The organism is Citrobacter sp. RHB25-C09 (assembly GCF_013836145.1).
Lineage (GTDB): Bacteria > Pseudomonadota > Gammaproteobacteria > Enterobacterales > Enterobacteriaceae > Citrobacter_A.
Genome location: NZ_CP057483.1, coordinates 2,447,897 through 2,466,100, shown reverse-complemented (window position 1 = coordinate 2,466,100; position 18,204 = coordinate 2,447,897). Strand labels below are relative to the sequence as shown.

Sequence of the window (18,204 nt, the reverse complement as noted above, 5' to 3'; positions counted from 1 at the left end):
AAGTTGATAATAGCGACGCAGTTAGTCCTTGTTTAAGAAACTCATGGTAATTTAGGCGTAGAAGATGTCGATGTGGAGAGTGGTGTGAAAAAGTTTCGATGGGTCATTTTGGTTGTTGCTGTGCTTGTGTGCCTTCTGCTGTGGGCGCAGGTATTCAACATCATGTGTGACCAGGATGTACAATTTTTCAGCGGAATTTGCGCCATCAATAAATTTATCCCCTGGTAAGAACATTTTTGCATCTGTTGATTTCCTTCCCGTGGGACGGTGCTAGAATAGCGCGTCTACTTTGAGGTGGTGAAATGAACGAAGTTGTGAATTCAGGCGCGCTTAACTTTGCGTCTTTGCTGGTATCGGTGGTTGTTCTGGTGGTTGGGCTGGCGCTGTGGTTCTTTATCAACCGTGCGAGTTCGCGAACAAACGAACAGATTGAATTGCTCGAAGCGCTGTTGGATCAGCAGAAGCGACAAAATGCGCTGTTGCGCCGTTTGTGCGAGGCCAATGAACCCGAACAGGCCCCTGAGGCGTCGTCAAAAGACAATGCTTCCCAGGAAGATGACGGTATCATTCGTCTGGTCGCCGAACGATAATCGGCAAACGAAAATAGACCTGTGTCCTGCACAGGTCTTTTGTCTGGTAGCATAAAGTTGCACCCGTAGAGTGCAACCGCAGTAATTCTGTTTTCCTCTCTCAAATTTTCGCTGAGCTTTTAACGCGTTGTCTTATACCCCTACTTAAATTTGTTTATCCATAGGTAAATAGTGTGACGCTGACCTTAATGTGGTAACGATCAAATTTAATAATAGCGAAACGTTTCTCTCCCTTTTTTAGTGCACTGTCATCTTTCTTTCATTAATTTAGTGCATAAGAAAGAGTGATTTTGAACAGCAACAATTGGGGGACGAAATTATGAAATCAGTAATTTTGCGTTACGACAAATTCTGCATAACAACGCATTTTTTGTAATAACGACCTGGGCTGGCGATAAGGTGCGCAGATAACCAGGAAGAAGCGAACTTATTGAGCTATGTTAGAAAAGTCCCCGTTACGACGCTGGTCCGACGAGGGATGAGGTAAGAAGCGGGAATATAACATCATGCGTGTTGACGCATAACTGCGCGCATAGGTGATGTCGGCTCGCGAGATTTGTGCGACTGATCGAGACACGTTTAAAAATGGCTTGCCATAATTAACGTTGTATGTGATAACACGTTTTGGGTTAAACGAGGTACAGTTCTGTTTATGTGTGGCATTTTCAGTAAAGAAGTCCTGAGTAAAAACGTTGTCGTTGAATACCGCTTCTCTGCCGAACCTTATATTAGTGCCTCAAGCAGTAATGTCTCAGTTTTATCTATGTTATGCCTGCGGGCTAAGAAAACACTCTAAGGAATTTTGCAAATGGCAAAGATCAAAGGTCAAGTTAAGTGGTTCAACGAATCTAAAGGTTTTGGCTTTATTACTCCTGCAGACGGCAGCAAAGATGTGTTTGTACACTTCTCTGCTATCCAGGGTAATGGTTTCAAAACTCTGGCTGAAGGCCAGAACGTTGAGTTCGAAATTCAGGACGGCCAGAAAGGTCCGGCTGCTGTTAACGTAACAGCTATCTGATCGAAACCACTGATTTGAAGCGCCCACGCGCATCATACTCAGATTTAAAGCCTCGCTAATGCGGGGCTTTTTAATTTATCTTCCTGTCATAATGAAACAGATCGCCACCCACCTCACGCGGTAACATATTCTCCCGGGACGTAAATCGCGCTACACTTGCGGCCGAAATTTATCTGCCGGAGTTGCTATGTCGTTTACCTGCCCATTATGTCACCAGCCCCTTGCGCAAGTGAAAAACAGTTTTGTCTGTGCGCAGCGGCACCAGTTTGATATGGCGAAAGAAGGGTATGTTAACCTGATGCCGGTTCAGCATAAACGTTCGCGCGATCCTGGCGACAGCGCGGAAATGATGCAGGCTCGACGCGCTTTTCTTGATGCCGGGCACTATCAGCCACTTCGTGATGCGATTGTGCATCACCTCTCCGCACGACTGGATGCATCAGCCACTTCGCTGCTTGATATTGGCTGTGGGGAAGGGTATTACACGCATGCATTTGCGGATGCACTCCCAACGCTTCAAACCTACGGTCTGGATGTGGCAAAAAACGCCATTAGAGCGGCAGCCAAACGCTATTCACAAGTGATGTTCTGCGTGGCATCGAGCCACAGATTACCTTTTGCAGATGCCAGCCAGGATGCCATTGTTCGCATCTATGCACCATGTAAAGCCGAAGAACTGGCGCGTGTTGTTAAGCCTGGCGGTTGGGTGATTACCGCGACGCCTGGCCCGCGTCATTTAATGGAACTGAAAGGACTTATCTACGATGAGGTACGTCTGCATGCGCCTCACAGTGAGCAGCTTGCAGGTTTTATCTTGCAGGAGAGCGTTTCATTAGCCTATCCGATGACCTTAAGCGGTCGCGAAGCGATGGCCTTGTTACAGATGACGCCTTTTGCCTGGCGGGCAAAAGCGGAGGTATGGGAGCAACTTGCGGAACAGGTGTCGTTCAACTGCCAGACCGATTTTTGTCTGAACATCTGGCAGCGCGCGAATTAACCGTGGAAGTGTGCCCAGAGAATCTGTGCGCCAATACCGATAAGTACCAGCCCGCCAAGAATTTCCGCCCGTTTACCGAGCAACGGGCCGATAAAGCGTCCGATCATTATTCCCAACGTAGACATCGTTAACGTGGCACAACCGATGGCCAGCGCCGTGTAAATGATATTGACCTGCAGAAACGCCAGACCCACGCCGACTGCCATGGCGTCAAGGCTGGTCGCGATAGCGGTAGTGACCAGCAGCCAGAAACCGTGACGGCGCGGTGGTTCTTCATCTTCATCATCACCACCCCGGATGCCTTCAATCATCATCCGCCCCCCCAAAAACACCAGCAGTACGAAGGCAATCCAGTGATTCCACTCAAGGACAAATTGATTTGCGAGAACACCTAATCCCCAGCCAATCAGGGGGGTAAGCGTTTCAACCGTACCGAAAATAAGACCCGTGCGAAGAGCTTCTGAAAATTTGGGTTTATGCAGCGTGGCACCTTTGCCAATTGATGCAGCAAAAGCATCCATCGACATGCCGAAAGCGAGAAGAACAGTAGCGGTGATATTCATGACAGCGTCCTGACCGGGGGTTCCATAAAACACATCACTGCCCCCAGCGAACATGCGCCCCCTGAACCTTGAGTTCCAAAAGAACGCATAGCAGTTGATGTGCATATGGTCTCGCCTGATCAACATTACGGTTGATCCGTACGCGCCACGTTTTTCAACGAGTATGTTGACGCGTACATTTCCGGAGTCTGGAAATCGGCTACTCCCCAAATGACGGCGCAACATTAACATATTTTGAGAATGTAAAACAACAATCGAAAGGTATTATTTTATTGTTAGTTGAAAACGATTTTCATTTAGCTTTAATTATTGAAAAAACGTTAAAACAAATAACGTCTTCGCGGCCAAGGATATAGCCTAAGCTATGTTTTCGTTTGCGGTAAATAGTGAAAACATAGCGCAGGCTATCATTGTAACTCATTGAGAATTAGATAGAAGTTTATATATACTTTCCAGGTCGTCGATATTTCGTACGCGAATAAGTAAACGCCTTTGCTCTAATTGCATCACCAGAACGCCGTCCTCCGATAAATTCATCCCTTTAATACGCGGATATTCTATCCACACATTGGCGAAGAAAAAGCCATTTTGTTTAAAGATGATCTTCGGGACGCGAACCCAGAAAAGATAAAATCCCATTAATACCAGCGCACATAATAACCAGGTGGTAAATTGTGCGCCGTGATTGATGACGTTGTTGTAGATAAGAATCGCGATCAGAGCGATAAAAATAACGCTATCGACACGACCACGGCGGAGCAGAGGGACTGCAAGCAGGGTGGGGCCATTACGGCGGGGCATGATGAACTGATCGTAAATTGCGAAAGCCAGTAACGCGGCAATAAATAAAACCAGCACCAGGTCCGTGATAGTCATTCATCCTCCAGATAAAAAACCGGGGCGTTAGCCCCGGCAGCTTACTCAATACTTACAGGCCCAGCAGACCAACTGCGTAACCGGCGATACCGATGACGAAGAAGCCAACGATAATCCACAGCGGGTTAACTTTCTTACGCAGTAGCCACATACAGGCGAAGGTCAACAGAAGCGGAACCAGACCCGGCATCAACTGATCGAGAATGGTCTGCACGGTTGTCACACGGGTCTGACCATCCTGACCCGTGATGGTTGAAACCACCAGGGGGATGTTCACGTGTGTCCACTTGTTAACCAGGGCCCCCATTACAAACAGGCCGAGGATTGACGCCCCCTCAGTCAGTTTTTGCAGGAAGCCGCCGCCCATATCCTGAACGATATCAACCCCTTTACGGTAGCCGTAAGCCACACCATAGTAGCGGGTCAGCAGGCGAACGGCGTTGAACAGAATAAAGAACAGTAATGGGCCAAGTAGGTTACCGCTCATTGCGATCCCGGCACCTAATGCCGCGAAGACCGGACGAACAGTCCCCCAGAAGATCGGGTCGCCGACGCCTGCCAGCGGCCCCATCAAACCGACTTTGATACCGTTGATGGCACCGTCATCGATCTCCGCGCCGTTAGCACGCTGTTCTTCCATCGCCAGCGTCACGCCAAGGACCGGCGCTGCGACATAAGGATGGGTGTTAAAGAATTCCAGGTGACGTTTGATGGCCTGCTTACGCGCATCGTTGTTCTCCGGGTACAGGCGTTTGATCGCCGGTACCATAGAGAAGCAGAAACCCAGCGCCTGCATACGTTCGAAGTTCCATGAACCCTGGAACAGGTTAGAACGAATGAACACGCCACGAACATCACTCGGAGTGAGTTTTTTCTCAGTGGTAGTTTTAGTCATATCAACCATTTCGCTCACCTGCTAGTCCAGTTCGTTATCGAGATCGTTATTGCCAGCAGCCTGTGCTGGAGCACCCGCTACGCGGTTATATTTCGGGCTCAGTTGGATGTAAAGGATGGCCATGACTGCACCAATCACACCCAGAGCAACCAGGTTGAAGTTGGTAAATGCTGCCGTAACGAAGCCTAGGTAGAAGAACGGCATCAGGTAGCCCGCGCGCATCATGTTAATGACCATCGCGTAACCAACGACCACGATCATGCCACCGGCGATGTTCAGACCGCCCGTTACCACTTCCGGAATCGCGTTCAGCATGCTCTGCACTTCGCTGGTCCCGACGGAGATAGCAACGATGACTGCTGGAATCGCAACACGCATTGCTTGGAGGAACAGGGAAGAGACATGTAGCCATGACAGGGCCGTCAGGTTGCCGCTTTCTGCCGCCTTATCCGCCGCGTGCTGGAATGCTACGGTGATGGTACGAACGATAATGGTCAGAACCTGGCCCGCAGCTGCCAACGGAATCGCCAGAGCGATACCGGCACCAATACTTTGGTGGCCTGCAATAACCAGAACGGTAGAGATGATAGACGCCAGTGCAGCATCAGGCGCCACGGCGGCACCGATGTTCATCCAGCCCAGGGCGATCATTTCCAGGGTACCACCGATGATAATACCGGTTTTCATATCCCCGAGAACGGCGCCAATTAACGTACAGGCCACCAGTGGGCGGTGGAACTGAAATTCATCGAGTACCGACTCCATACCCGCGATACAAGCGACGATGAACACCAGCACAATCTGAAGAGTGGTAATCTCCATTGTACTTCTCCTATTGCTATACAGACTTATGTGTGAAAGCGAGTTAAATGCCGGGTGGTGTTACTTATCCACTTTGGCGATCAAATCCATCATTTTCAGTTTTGGATCGGTAGAAACTTTGCGTGCCTCAAGCTCAATACCGCGCTCATTGAGTTTCTTAAAGGCTTCAATGTCCTTTTCGTCGACGGAGATGGCGTTGTTAACCTGCGTTTTACCCTGACGGAAAGCCATACCACCAATGTTTACGGAGGTGATTTTCACACCGCCTTCGACAATGCGTTCAACGTCTGTCGGATTGGTGAACAGGAGCATCACACGTTCGCCAGCATATTTCGGGTTGTTGTAAACGCGAATCATCTTGGCAACGTCAACCACATGCGCCGTTACGCCTGGAGGAGCAACCTGCGTTAATAGCGTTTTACGCACGGTATCCGCGGCAACTTCATCGCTGACGACGATAATGCGGGTGACATTGGTTTCTTTGGTCCAGCGAGTGGCAACCTGACCATGGATTAAACGGTCATCGATACGAGCTAGACCGATGTTCATGTAGTCATTTGGACCCATCGGTTTTGCAGGGGCAGCAGCTTTTGGCGCGGCATTGACCGGCGCGGCTTTTTCGACCGGTTTCGCTTTCAGCGCTTTTACGCCTTCGCGACCCGTTTCAACAGCCACACTGACCAGCTCGTCAAAGCTCGGGTTATCATCACGAGCCATTAACGTTTCCACTAACATCGGGATGTTAACGCCAGCGATAACTTCATAGTGTTCTTTATCAACGACGATACGACTGGCAGCGTTGAAGGGACTGCCACCCCAGGTGTCGACAAGGAATAACACGCCGCTACCTGTTTCGAGTTTTGCCAATTGAGCGTTGTACTTTTCAATCAGCGTTTCGGCATTTTCGCCTGGAACGAAATCGATCCAGCCGACGTTTTCCTGCTCGCCTAACAGCATTTCTGCCGTTTTGAGCAACTGTTCCGCAGCCCAACCATGTGTGCCTATAACTATAGCAATGGTCACTTGCTACCTCCTTTATTATCATTTACACATCAACGTGAAAAATGCTTTTGAATCGCCGTCCGCACAGAATCGATTCAGATAAGGGTTTGATGCAGATACTGATAGTTTCCAGGAATTATTTTAGTTACCGAAAAAATTAATGTATGTGATGAAGATCCGTAATTTAGCTTTCGTAATAAGAAATTTCATAGCGTGAAAAATGGTTGTTACATCTCTTTGCAAAGGAAGGTAAATCTTTGCCAAAAAGAGATTGTCTCTGTTATGTTTATGCTCTGTTTAGTTAATCAGGAGTATAGGGCACCAGCCCACTATATGGACCGTCACCGACGTCATTTCATCTTCAGGCCGCGTAGAGCCTGCCAGGCTGGCATTTCTTGTCACACATATCTTCAGTATTTTTCGTTATCGCCTGTTAATCATTCCTTAAGCAGGAGCTTGTCATGGAATTCTTAATGGACCCCTCGATTTGGGTGGGTTTACTCACGCTTGTCGTCCTCGAAATCGTTCTGGGTATTGATAACCTGGTATTTATTGCCATCCTTGCTGACAAGTTGCCGCCAAAGCAGCGTGACAAAGCGCGTCTGATTGGTCTTTCGCTGGCGCTGGTTATGCGTCTGGCACTGCTGTCCATCATTTCGTGGATGGTCACCCTGACTAAACCGCTATTCACGGTTATGGATTTCACCTTCTCCGGCCGCGATCTGATTATGCTGTTGGGGGGGATATTCCTGCTGTTCAAAGCCACAACGGAGCTACATGAACGGCTGGAGAATCGCGAGCATGATGCCGGGCATGGCAAGGGCTATGCGAGCTTCTGGGTCGTCGTCACGCAGATCGTCATCCTTGATGCTGTCTTCTCGCTCGATGCGGTCATTACCGCTGTCGGGATGGTGAATCATCTGCCGGTGATGATGGCGGCTGTGGTGATTGCGATGGCCGTTATGTTGCTGGCTTCTAAGCCGCTGACGCGTTTCGTCAACCAGCACCCGACAGTAGTGGTGCTCTGCCTGAGCTTCCTGCTGATGATCGGCCTGAGCCTTGTCGCGGAAGGCTTTGGCTTCCATATACCTAAAGGCTACCTGTACGCGGCGATTGGTTTCTCCATTGTCATCGAGATCTTTAACCAGATTGCGCGTCGAAACTTTATTCGCCACCAGTCAACGCTGCCGCTGCGTGCGCGTACGGCTGACGCCATTCTGCGTCTGATGGGGGGTAAACGTCAGGCTGCGGTACAGCAAGAAAGCGACAGCCCCACAACGATACCGATTCCGGAAGGTGCCTTTGCGGAAGAAGAGCGTTATATGATCAACGGCGTGTTGACGCTGGCGCAGCGCTCTTTACGCGGCATCATGACCCCGCGTGGTGAAATCAGCTGGGTTGATGCCAACCTGAGCGTCGATGAGATCCGCGAGCAGCTGCTCTCCTCGCCTCACAGCCTGTTCCCGGTTTGCCGGGGCGAACTGGATGAGATCATCGGTATCGTTCGCGCTAAAGAACTATTAGTTGCCCTGGAAGAGGGTATTGATGTGGCGGCTATCGCTTCGGCGTCTCCGGCCATTGTGGTTCCGGAAACGCTGGATCCGATCAATTTGTTGGGCGTCCTGCGTCGCGCGCGCGGCAGTTTTGTGATTGTCACCAACGAGTTTGGCGTAGTACAGGGACTGGTTACGCCGCTGGATGTTCTTGAAGCCATCGCCGGAGAGTTCCCGGATGCCGACGAAACACCCGAAATCACTTTCGATGGTGACGGCTGGCTGGTTAAAGGCGGAACTGACCTGCATGCCCTACAGCAGGCGCTGGCAGTGGATCATCTGGTGGATGAAGACGGAGAAATCGCGACCGTTGCCGGGCTGGTCATCGCCGCGAATGGTCAAATCCCCCGCATAGGTGATGTTATCGAGGTACCGCCGCTGAGCATTACGATAGTTGAAGCCAACGACTATCGCGTCGATCTGGTGCGTATTGTTAAAGAGCGTCCGGCACACGACGAAGAGGAGTAAGCTTCCTCTAACGTAAAGGGATAACGGGCGCCATGCGGCTGTTATCCCTGGTGGGCGGGGGGCTACGATTCTCCGCCAGCCATTCAGGAAAGTCCTGTACCGGCATGGGTTTCGCATACAAAAAGCCTTGTAGAATGTTCACGCCGTGACGGCGTAAGTGCTGCGCCTGCAGCTGGGTTTCCACACCTTCCGCTACCAGTTCAATATGCAAGCGCTGCCCCAGCGCAATGATCATATCAGTCACGGTGGAATTCACCGCATCCGTCCCGATCGCCCTGGTAAACGATTTATCAATTTTCAGCACGTCCGGACGCAGCTTTTCCAGCCATGAGAGCGAACTATTTCCCGTGCCAAAGTCATCGATTGCCAGCTTTATTTGCAGACGATGCAATTCGCTCACGATACGGTAGTCAACATCCAACAGAGCATCACGCTCGGTTAACTCAACCAGCAGTTGTTGAATGGGCTGGGCGCTAAACCAGTATTGATTGAGGTCTTTCAGCAGCAGACCATCACGAAAATGGCTGGCGGCGACGTTTATTCCAATATGAAACTTACTACTCATCGGAAAAAAATGCCGTTGACGAATGGTTTCCGCAATGACATAGCGGGTCAGAGGAACGATAAGATGATGCTCTTCGGCGATAGGGATAAACACTTCCGGAGAGATCCAACCCTGGCGGGGGTTATTCCAGCGCAAGAGGATCTCAATCCCGGTGCACTGCTGCGTTTGGGCATTCAGCAAGGGTTGACAAAAAAGCGCGAACTCTTTCTGGGCGAGGCCAAGATTAATTTCCCGCGAAAAACTCATATGATTCGCTGTCGCCAGCCAGACGATATATCCCGCGAGAAGACTAAGCATCAGGGCCAGGGGTAACTGAGACGGTAACGTCTTGAGAGCAAGAATTTCTGCGCGGGGGCCGGTAACGCCGATAGTGAACGGAAAGTGCTGAGACTGTAACTGATAGCGACGTTCGCCATCCAGAGACGGCAGTTCGTCCACCACTCCCTGCCCATACAGTAAATGCCGATTGCCCACTGTCAGGCTGGCACTGGTTATTTGGGGTGTGCGCGGTTCAAGTAACAGCGTCGCCAGCAGTTCAATATTTACGATCACCAGCAGTCCGTCTTTTCCGTCCGGGGACAGCGGGTACCACTGGATTAAAATCGGACTTCCCTTGATAAGAAGCGGGTCAGTAGAAAGAAAGAGTTGAGCATTCGCTGAGGGCAGGTCGGCTTGTAATTGCCGGATGGGCGTATTGCGATAGCCATAGACGCTGGAGCAATACAGTATGCCCTTTTGCACCAGCGAGATAGCGCGTACTGTCTGAAGTCTGGCGGCCTGTTTACGAAGTGGAAGATGAGATACGGAGCAGGGAAGACCCAGCAGTGGTGACAGCGTATCACGCCCGGATTGTAACGGTAGCAGTACAGCATCCAGCGAGGCTACCGCGCGGGATGCGAAGGAAGCGGTGCGATGCTGATTTAAATTACGCTCCGAAATAAATCGAATACCCAGGGTCAGGATGAGCGTGATGAGTGCACATAACGTACAAAAGATAAAACGATTACGACGATATCTGTTTATGATCCGTTGTGCTGTTTGCATGCGGGCCACCTGAAAACCGTTGGCAACAAAGCCAACCGTAACAGAGCAAGTGTAGTGGGATAATCTACATGTGACGAGGATACGGGATAAATATCGCCCATCCGTTGCAGATGGGCGAAAAGTAAGTGCTAGCCTTAGCGGGCGGCGCGCTTAGTCACACTGAACTTTGATCGCCAGGCCACCGCGTGAGGTTTCGCGATATTTGGCGTTCATGTCCTTACCGGTTTCGTACATTGTTTCGATGACTTTATCCAGCGAGACGCGTGGCGCACTGGTGCGACGCATAGCCATACGAGAGGCGTTGATCGCTTTCACCGAGGCAATGGCGTTACGTTCAATGCACGGTACCTGAACCTGTCCGGCTACCGGGTCGCAGGTCAGCCCCAGGTTATGTTCCATGCCAATTTCCGCCGCGACGCAAACCTGCTCCGGGCTTGCGCCGAGCAGTTCGGCAAGGCCGGCAGCGGCCATTGAACAGGCTACGCCCACTTCACCCTGACACCCAACCTCTGCGCCAGAAATTGACGCGTTCATTTTATACAGCGCGCCAATGGCACCGGCGGCGAGGAAATAGCGGGTATAAATATCCGGGCTGACAGATTCAATAAAGTGATCGTAATAGGCCAGTACCGCAGGCACGATACCGCATGCGCCGTTAGTGGGCGCGGTCACTACGCGGCCCCCGGCGGCGTTCTCTTCGTTCACTGCCAGCGCAAACATGTTCACCCAGTCAATCACATTCATTGGGTCGTTAGAGAGTTTGTCGCTGGACACCAGCATCCGACGCAACGCAGAGGCACGGCGCGGTACGCGCAACGGACCCGGCAGGACGCCTTCGGTATTCATACCGCGATCGATACACGCCTGCATCGTCTGCCAGACGTGACCGAAATACTCTTCAATCTCTTTCTTGCTGTGCAGCGCCAGTTCGTTCTGCATGGCGACACCAGAAAGCGAAAGTCCGGTTTCATTGCAATAATTCAGCAGCTCGGTAGCGGACTTAAACGGATACGGGACGCTGACTTCATTTGCCGCATCCTGGCCAAAGTGCTCTTCGTCGACGATAAAGCCGCCACCGATGGAATAATACGTTTTGCTATAGATGACCGCGTCGCCATTAAAGGCGTGGATCTGCATACCGTTTTCGTGCAACGACAGGTTGCTATTGTGAAAACGCATGCCGTCGTTTTGCGGGAAATCCACTTCGTGCCGGCCCTGAGCCAGCAGCAGGCGGCCGCGCGTTTCGACATCACGGATGAAGCCAGGGATGCTATCAATATCCACGGTGGCAGGTTCATTCCCCGCCAGACCCATAATAATGGCGATATCGGTATGGTGGCCTTTACCGGTAAGCGACAGTGAGCCATATACGTCGACGGCGACACGGGTAACGCTGTCCAGCAATCCTTTTTCGACCAGGTCATCGACGAACTGTTTACCCGCCTTCATAGGCCCTACAGTATGGGAAGATGAGGGACCAATCCCCACCTTAAACATGTCGAATAGACTAATCACGATAATACTCCTGACAGGGTGACTGGAAACTTCCAGAAACGATGTAATAACTGCGCATAGTGTAAGAGGGAACGTAGGCCTCAGTTTAATTATTCACATGAATTAAACTAATGAGTAACCGTGCTTTTTACTAATGTTGTGACGGGAGTGACAGGTTGTGTCGGCTTCGCGTAAAGATAAGTATAGCTTCTGGAAAATTACCCGATGGGGCTGACGCTTGCTGGGGGTAAAACCGTGGGCCGGATCAGGCGTAAGCCATCGTCCGGCAAAAGAGGATTTAGGGTTTAACGCCAATTTGCAGCGCAAGTTCACGAATGATCCCAGCGGTCATTCCCCAGACGAAATATTCTTCATACCAGGACAGCCAGACGCGGTGCGAATCGCCGCGACGATAAATATCTAACGGATGATAGCGGCCAAGCTGGAGCGCCTGTGCCAACGGCATTTCGAAAACGGCAGAAACCTCATCTTCACTGGCGCGATACGGCAAATTAGGCGGAATAATACCGACGACCGGCGTGACCTGGAAACCAGTTACGCTGTCGACCGGCGGCAACACGCCAATAACCTCTACGCAGTGCGGTGGAATGGCGACTTCCTCCTCGGCTTCACGCAGTGCGGCGGCGATCAGCGAAGCATCACTACTGTCCACCGCCCCCCCCGGGAATGCGACCTGTCCGGCGTGTTTACGCAGGTGAACCGAACGCTGAGTCAGCAGCAACCCCGGTTCCGGGCGACGAACAACCGGGATCAGTACTGCTGCCTGACGCTGGTTAAGCGTCTCGCGACTGATTTGCGGGCGCAACAGTAGGAAGCGCGACAAAAAATCATCCAGCGTCAGTCCGGGGTTATTCACGGTTTATTCCTCCAGTTTTTGCAGGATACGATTCACTTTATCAAAGGTTTCCTGGTATTCCGCCTGTTCCTGGCTATCTGCCACAATACCGCCTCCTGCTGAGCAAAAGAGCTGGCTGTCAACGGCGGTCAGCGTGCGGATGGTAATACTGGTATCCATATTGCCGCATACGCTGAGATAGCCAATACTGCCGCACCACGCGTTGCGCCGCTGAGGTTCCAGCTCATCGATGATTTCCATTGCCCGCACTTTCGGCGCGCCGGTGATTGAACCACCGGGGAAGGCGGCGCGGAGCAGGTCAGTGGCATGCAGCGTGGGTGAGAGGCGGGCGGTCACCGTGCTGACCAGATGATGAACTGCAGGAAACGGCTCCACAACGAAAAGCTCAGGCACTTTGACTGAACCCGGTAACGCAACGCGGCCAATATCGTTACGCATTAGATCGACAATCATCAGATTCTCCGCGCGATCTTTTGCCGAATTGGCCAGCTTTTGCGCCTGCGCTCGATCAGCGTGTGCATCGGCCAGGCGCGGCAGCGTGCCCTTTATCGGTCGCGTCTGGATTTCACCGTCGGCAAGAAGAATAAACCGTTCTGGCGACAGGCTCAGAACCGCACCTTCATCAAGGCGTAAAAAGGCGCTGAACGGGGCGCGGTTGGCCTGATTCAACTGCTCAAAGGCCAGCCATTCATCGCCCTCATAGGATGCCTGAAAGCGCTGGGCGAGGTTCACCTGATAGCAGTCACCGCTGTGCAGATACGCCTGAACCTGACGAAATTTTACGCCGTATTGTTCACGGGTCATATTTGATGACCAGTCAGACGTAAGCCGGAACGGTTCGCGTGTGGAGGACATCTGACTGAGTAGCCAGTCATATCTTGCCTGAACATCCGCATGGCTGAGCAGAGTGACCGTTTGCGACTGGTGGTCAACAACCAGAGCCCAGTCGTAAATGCCCACCGCCATGTCGGCCAGGTGAATATCCCGCTGCGCAATGTCTGGCAAAGACTCGAAGCGGCGCCCCAGATCGTAACCGAACAGGCCAAGCGCACCGCCCTGAAACGGCAGGTCAGGATTGTGCTTCGGATGCAAATTCAGCGAGTCCAGAACGGTACGCAGTGCCGTTAACGGATCGTCCTCGCTCAACTGACGTCCATGTGCGTTGCTGATTTGCGTCGTCTCGCCGTGTGTGGTGAGCGTACAAAGCGGATCGGCCACCACAATGTCAAAGCGGCTGTGCGGGTGATCGGCATGGCCGGAATGCAGCAACATCGCCCAGGGCAGATGGCTTACTGGCGCGAAATAGTGTTCTGCGGCGTCCTTGCGCCAGGGGAGCGTAATAATCGCGGGTGATAACGTATTCATTGATCCTGACTGTTCTGGCTATGTGCCGGGTAGCATGAAATAATTAGCGCAAATAATTTAGCAGGAGTTAACGATGTTTGCAGGATTACCTTCACTCAGTCATGAACAGCAACAGAAAGCGGTCGAACGCATTCAGGAACTGATGTCACAAGGAATGAGCAGCGGTCAGGCCATTGCGCTGGTGGCAGAAGAGCTGCGCGCCACCCATACCGGCGAGCGGATTGTGGCGCGTTTTGAGGATGAAGACGAATAGCGGCGGGTTAAACCGCCGCGACAATCTTGATCTCGACTTTGTACTTCGGGTTCATTAACCCGGCCTGAACTGTACAACGCACCGGTGCATGACCGGCAACCACCCAGGCATCCCAGGCTTTGTTCATGGCTGCAAAATCGCTTTTATCAGCAAGGAAAATGGTGGCATCAAGAATGCGCGATTTGCTGCTGCCCTGTTTTTCCAGCGCGGCATCAATTTGCGCCAGAGTATTGGCGGTTTGCTCGAACGCGTCAGCGTCGAGGTTGGCCGGAACTCCGGTGTAATATAGCGTATTATTGTGGATCACTACGTCAGACCAACGATCTTCAGCATCGATACGGATGATAGTCATAAACCCTTCCTCATTAACGTTCCGCTTAAGGTGGCAAGACTGCCATATTGTCAGCGCGTCGTCATCTCTTCAACTGGCATAACACCCGCCAGCCTGACATAATCCCTGTTCAAATTAACAGGGGGTAGTGTGACGGACGATTTTGCACCAGAAGGTCAGCTGGCTAAAGCGATACCTGGCTTTAAACCGCGCGAGCCACAGCGACAGATGGCTGTTGCCGTCACACAGGCTATAAAAAGCTCACAACCTTTAGTTGTTGAGGCGGGGACGGGGACGGGAAAAACCTACGCCTACCTGGCACCCGCCCTGCGCGCCAAAAAGAAGGTGATCATCTCCACCGGTTCGAAGGCGTTACAGGATCAGCTTTATAGTCGTGACCTTCCGACGGTCGCAAAAGCCCTTAAATACACCGGGAAAATGGCGCTGCTCAAAGGGCGCTCCAACTACTTGTGCCTTGAGCGCCTCGAACAGCAGGCGCTGGCCGGCGGCGACCTCCCGGTGCAGACCTTAAGTGATGTGATCCTGCTGCGTTCGTGGTCGAATCAGACTCAGGATGGTGATATCAGCACCTGCATTAGTGTAGCGGAAGATTCTCAGGCTTGGCCGTTAGTCACCAGTACTAACGACAACTGCCTCGGCAGCGACTGTCCGCTGTATAAAGACTGCTTCGTGGTAAAAGCGCGTAAAAAGGCGATGGATGCGGATGTGGTGGTGGTAAACCATCATCTATTCCTTGCCGATATGGTGGTGAAAGAGAGTGGGTTTGGTGAGCTGATTCCGGAGGCGGAGGTGATGATCTTCGACGAAGCGCATCAGTTGCCCGATATTGCCAGCCAGTATTTTGGCCAGTCGCTTTCCAGCCGTCAGTTGATGGATCTGGCAAAGGACATCACGATTGCCTACCGTACCGAGCTTAAGGATACTCAACAATTGCAAAAGTGCGCCGATCGTCTCGCACAAAGCGCGCAGGATTTTCGTCTGCAACTGGGCGAACCCGGCTACCGTGGCAATCTGCGTGAACTGCTGGCGGACCAACGGGTACAGCGCGCTTTCCTGCTGCTCGATGATACGCTGGAGTTGTGTTACGACGTGGCAAAACTGTCGCTGGGACGCTCTGCGCTGCTCGATGCCGCTTTTGAACGCGCCACCCTGTACCGGGCGCGTCTGAAGCGCCTGAAAGAGATTAACCAGCCTGGCTATAGCTACTGGTACGAATGCACCTCGCGCAACTTTACTCTCGCGCTGACGCCGCTGACGGTGGCGGATAAATTCAAGGAGGTGATGGAGCAGAAACCGGGAAGCTGGATATTTACCTCCGCCACGCTGTCGGTAAATGACGATCTGCACCATTTCACCGAACGTCTGGGTATTGAACAGGCCGAATCGCTGCTGTTGCCAAGCCCGTTTGATTATACGCGGCAGGCGCTGCTTTGCGTTCCGCGCAATCTGCCGCAAACCAACCAGCCCGGCGCAGCCCGACAGTTGGCCGCAATGTTAAGGCCGATCATCGAAGCCAATAACGGGCGCTGCTTTATGCTGTGCACGTCACACGCGATGATGCGGGATCTGGCTGAGCAGTTTCGCGCCACCATGACGCTGCCGGTGCTGCTACAGGGGGAAACCAGTAAAGGGCAACTGTTGCAGCAATTTATCAGCGCCGGGAATGCGCTGTTGGTGGCAACCAGCAGTTTTTGGGAAGGAGTGGATGTCCGTGGTGACACGCTCTCGCTGGTGATCATCGACAAATTGCCCTTTACCTCACCGGACGATCCGTTACTTAAGGCGCGGATGGAAGACTGCCGGTTACGCGGCGGCGATCCGTTTGACGACGTGCAACTGCCTGACGCGGTGATCACCCTCAAACAGGGGGTAGGGCGTCTCATCCGCGACGCTGACGATCGTGGCGTATTGGTGATATGCGATAACCGTCTGGTGATGCGTCCTTACGGCGCCACATTTCTTGCCAGCCTACCGCCTGCGCCGCGCACCCGGGACATTGCCCGCGCCGTTCGTTTTCTTGCTATTCCGTCGTCCGAGTAATTTGTTACGGACTATGATAATATGCGGCCAATTTTACTGATCTAAGCACGAAGACCCATGCGAATTCTGGCTATCGATACCGCCACAGAGGCCTGCTCTGTCGCTCTGTGGAATGACGGTACTATCAATGCTCACTTTGAGCTTTGCCCACGTGAACACACGCAACGTATCCTGCCGATGGTGCAGGATATTCTCACCATCAACGCAACCTCTCTGACTGAACTTGACGCGCTTGCCTACGGTCGCGGACCTGGCAGTTTTACCGGCGTGCGCATTGGTATCGGTATCGCTCAAGGGCTGGCGCTGGGGGCGGAACTACCGATGATTGGCGTCTCTACGCTGGCGACGATGGCGCAGGGCGCCTGGCGTAAAAATGGCGCGACGCGTGTGCTAGCGGCCATTGACGCCCGCATGGGCGAGGTCTACTGGGCAGAATATCAGCGTGACGAAAACGGTGTCTGGCACGGTGAAGAAACGGAAGCGGTATTAACCCCTGAGCAGGTGACAGAACGTCTGCAACAGCTTTCCGGCGAATGGGTTACCGTAGGAACAGGCTGGCCGGCATGGCCGGAACTCGGCAACGACTGCGGTCTGGCACTGCGGGACGGCGAGGTCCTGCTCCCGGCTGCGGAAGACATGTTGCCGATCGCTTCTCAGATGCTGGCCGCAGGTAAAACGGTCGCCGTTGAGCATGCTGAACCGGTTTATTTGCGTAACAACGTTGCCTGGAAGAAACTTCCCGGAAAAGAATGAATCTCAGTAGTAAGCCCCGCAGGAATCAGCGAAATGTCGGGGCATTGTACTGAGAAAAGGAGTCGCAGTATGGCGGTTCAAAAACAGATTATTCATGGCCTGCTTGCCGGCGTGGTCGCGCTGACATTGAGCGGCTGCGTTACCGTTCCGGATGCAATTAAGGGCTCCAGCCCGACACCGCAACAGGATCTGCTGCGCGTGATGAACGCCCCGCAGCTGTATGTCGGTCAGGAAGCGCGCTTTGGCGGTAAAGTTGTCGAAGTGCTGAACCAGCAAGGGAAAACCCGCCTGGAGATTGCCACAGTTCCGCTTGATAGCGGGGCGCGCCCCATCCTCGGAGAAGCGTCGCGTGGTCGTATCTACGCCAATGTGAATGGCTTTCTTGACCCGGTCGACTTTCGCGGTCAACTGGTTACCGTTGTGGGGCCGATCACCGGAAGCATTGAAGGGAAGGTGGGGAACACCGCGTATAATTATATGACCATGGACGTGACGGGCTATAAACGCTGGCGGGTTACCCAACAGGTAGTGATGCCGCCACAACCTATCGATCCGTGGTTTTATGGCGGACGAGGCTGGCCACGTGGCTATGGTTATGGCGGTTGGGGATGGTATAACCCAGGTCCCGCCCAAGTTCAAACGATAGTCACAGAGTAACCCTTTGTATTATCAGTAAA

20 protein-coding genes and 1 riboswitch are annotated in these 18,204 nt (G+C 52.4%); of the genes, 10 read left to right on the top strand and 10 right to left on the bottom strand.

All coding sequences use genetic code 11. The annotated features are described in order from the left end of the window. Positions 1-84 precede the first annotated feature (84 nt). The 5 genes from mgrB (at position 85) to rlmA (ending at position 2,605) form a co-directional block, all read left to right on the top strand. On the top strand, positions 85-228 hold the full coding sequence (gene mgrB, locus HVY19_RS11460; RefSeq protein ID WP_181680722.1) for a PhoP/PhoQ regulator MgrB: 144 nt from the start codon (positions 85-87) through the stop codon (positions 226-228). A gap of 74 nt (positions 229-302) precedes the next feature. Beyond that, positions 303-590 carry a YebO family protein gene (locus HVY19_RS11455; RefSeq protein ID WP_181680721.1) on the top strand — a complete coding sequence of 96 codons (288 nt, stop codon included), beginning with the start codon at positions 303-305 and terminating at the stop codon, positions 588-590. 652 nt (positions 591-1,242) lie between these two features. Then, positions 1,243-1,386, top strand: coding sequence for a DUF2627 domain-containing protein (locus tag HVY19_RS11450; protein ID WP_181680720.1), 144 nt, complete (start codon positions 1,243-1,245; stop codon positions 1,384-1,386). Positions 1,387-1,398: 12 nt separating this feature from the next. Beyond that, the gene (gene cspE / locus HVY19_RS11445) at positions 1,399-1,608 is read left to right on the top strand and encodes a transcription antiterminator/RNA stability regulator CspE (protein ID WP_001062678.1); all 210 of its coding nucleotides are present in this window, start codon (positions 1,399-1,401) and stop codon (positions 1,606-1,608) included. Positions 1,609-1,795: 187 nt separating this feature from the next. Then, entirely contained in the window at positions 1,796-2,605 is an 810-nt protein-coding gene (rlmA, locus tag HVY19_RS11440) for a 23S rRNA (guanine(745)-N(1))-methyltransferase (RefSeq protein ID WP_181680719.1), read from the top strand. Here the strand turns inward: rlmA and mntP are convergent. The 5 genes from mntP to manX form a co-directional block, all read right to left on the bottom strand. Continuing rightward, positions 2,602-3,168 carry a manganese efflux pump MntP gene (gene mntP / locus HVY19_RS11435; RefSeq protein WP_181680718.1) on the bottom strand — a complete coding sequence of 189 codons (567 nt, stop codon included), beginning with the start codon at positions 3,166-3,168 and terminating at the stop codon, positions 2,602-2,604. The two genes, rlmA and mntP, sit on opposite strands and share 4 nt — an antisense overlap. A gap of 117 nt (positions 3,169-3,285) precedes the next feature. Further along, a riboswitch (yybP-ykoY riboswitch) is annotated at positions 3,286-3,389 on the bottom strand. A gap of 196 nt (positions 3,390-3,585) precedes the next feature. Continuing rightward, the gene (locus HVY19_RS11430) at positions 3,586-4,044 is read right to left on the bottom strand and encodes a DUF986 family protein (protein WP_181680717.1); all 459 of its coding nucleotides are present in this window, start codon (positions 4,042-4,044) and stop codon (positions 3,586-3,588) included. Positions 4,045-4,096: 52 nt separating this feature from the next. Next, on the bottom strand, positions 4,097-4,948 hold the full coding sequence (locus tag HVY19_RS11425) for a PTS mannose transporter subunit IID (protein WP_181680716.1): 852 nt from the start codon (positions 4,946-4,948) through the stop codon (positions 4,097-4,099). 12 nt (positions 4,949-4,960) lie between these two features. Further along, positions 4,961-5,761, bottom strand: a complete 801-nt coding sequence (gene manY / locus HVY19_RS11420) for a PTS mannose transporter subunit IIC (protein ID WP_181680715.1) — start codon at positions 5,759-5,761, stop codon at positions 4,961-4,963. 60 nt (positions 5,762-5,821) lie between these two features. Beyond that, a complete protein-coding gene (manX, locus tag HVY19_RS11415; protein WP_181680714.1) occupies positions 5,822-6,784 on the bottom strand; it encodes a PTS mannose transporter subunit IIAB in 963 nt (320 codons plus the stop codon). Positions 6,785-7,224: 440 nt separating this feature from the next. Here manX and yoaE point away from each other — a divergent pair, with 440 nt between their 5' ends. Further along, a complete protein-coding gene (gene yoaE / locus HVY19_RS11410; protein WP_181680713.1) occupies positions 7,225-8,784 on the top strand; it encodes a CNNM family cation transport protein YoaE in 1,560 nt (519 codons plus the stop codon). Between the two features lie 7 nt (positions 8,785-8,791). Here the strand turns inward: yoaE and HVY19_RS11405 are convergent, their stop codons facing one another. The 4 genes from HVY19_RS11405 to pabB all read right to left on the bottom strand — a co-directional run bounded on the left by HVY19_RS11405 (position 8,792) and on the right by pabB (position 14,129). After that, positions 8,792-10,393 (bottom strand): EAL domain-containing protein, encoded by a 1,602-nt coding sequence (locus HVY19_RS11405; RefSeq protein ID WP_181680712.1) that lies wholly within the window; start codon positions 10,391-10,393, stop codon positions 8,792-8,794. Between the two features lie 150 nt (positions 10,394-10,543). Continuing rightward, positions 10,544-11,908, bottom strand: coding sequence for an L-serine ammonia-lyase (gene sdaA, locus HVY19_RS11400; protein WP_181680711.1), 1,365 nt, complete (start codon positions 11,906-11,908; stop codon positions 10,544-10,546). A gap of 277 nt (positions 11,909-12,185) precedes the next feature. After that, positions 12,186-12,764: a CoA pyrophosphatase gene (locus HVY19_RS11395; protein WP_181680710.1), complete on the bottom strand. Its 579-nt coding sequence runs from the start codon at positions 12,762-12,764 to the stop codon at positions 12,186-12,188. A gap of 3 nt (positions 12,765-12,767) precedes the next feature. After that, entirely contained in the window at positions 12,768-14,129 is a 1,362-nt protein-coding gene (pabB, locus tag HVY19_RS11390) for an aminodeoxychorismate synthase component 1 (protein ID WP_181680709.1), read from the bottom strand. Between the two features lie 73 nt (positions 14,130-14,202). Between pabB and HVY19_RS11385 the strand changes: the two genes are divergently transcribed. Continuing rightward, positions 14,203-14,382, top strand: coding sequence for a YoaH family protein (locus tag HVY19_RS11385; protein WP_043000413.1), 180 nt, complete (start codon positions 14,203-14,205; stop codon positions 14,380-14,382). 7 nt (positions 14,383-14,389) lie between these two features. Here the strand turns inward: HVY19_RS11385 and HVY19_RS11380 are convergent, their stop codons facing one another. After that, complete coding sequence (locus HVY19_RS11380) at positions 14,390-14,734, bottom strand: RidA family protein (RefSeq protein ID WP_181680708.1); 345 nt, start codon at positions 14,732-14,734, stop codon at positions 14,390-14,392. Between the two features lie 129 nt (positions 14,735-14,863). Between HVY19_RS11380 and HVY19_RS11375 the strand changes: the two genes are divergently transcribed. The 3 genes from HVY19_RS11375 to HVY19_RS11365 all read left to right on the top strand — a co-directional run bounded on the left by HVY19_RS11375 (position 14,864) and on the right by HVY19_RS11365 (position 18,184). Beyond that, positions 14,864-16,774 carry an ATP-dependent DNA helicase gene (locus tag HVY19_RS11375; RefSeq protein ID WP_181680707.1) on the top strand — a complete coding sequence of 637 codons (1,911 nt, stop codon included), beginning with the start codon at positions 14,864-14,866 and terminating at the stop codon, positions 16,772-16,774. 57 nt (positions 16,775-16,831) lie between these two features. After that, complete coding sequence (gene tsaB / locus HVY19_RS11370; RefSeq protein WP_181680706.1) at positions 16,832-17,527, top strand: tRNA (adenosine(37)-N6)-threonylcarbamoyltransferase complex dimerization subunit type 1 TsaB; 696 nt, start codon at positions 16,832-16,834, stop codon at positions 17,525-17,527. Positions 17,528-17,596: 69 nt separating this feature from the next. Continuing rightward, positions 17,597-18,184, top strand: a complete 588-nt coding sequence (locus tag HVY19_RS11365; protein WP_181680705.1) for a Slp family lipoprotein — start codon at positions 17,597-17,599, stop codon at positions 18,182-18,184. Positions 18,185-18,204 lie beyond the last annotated feature (20 nt).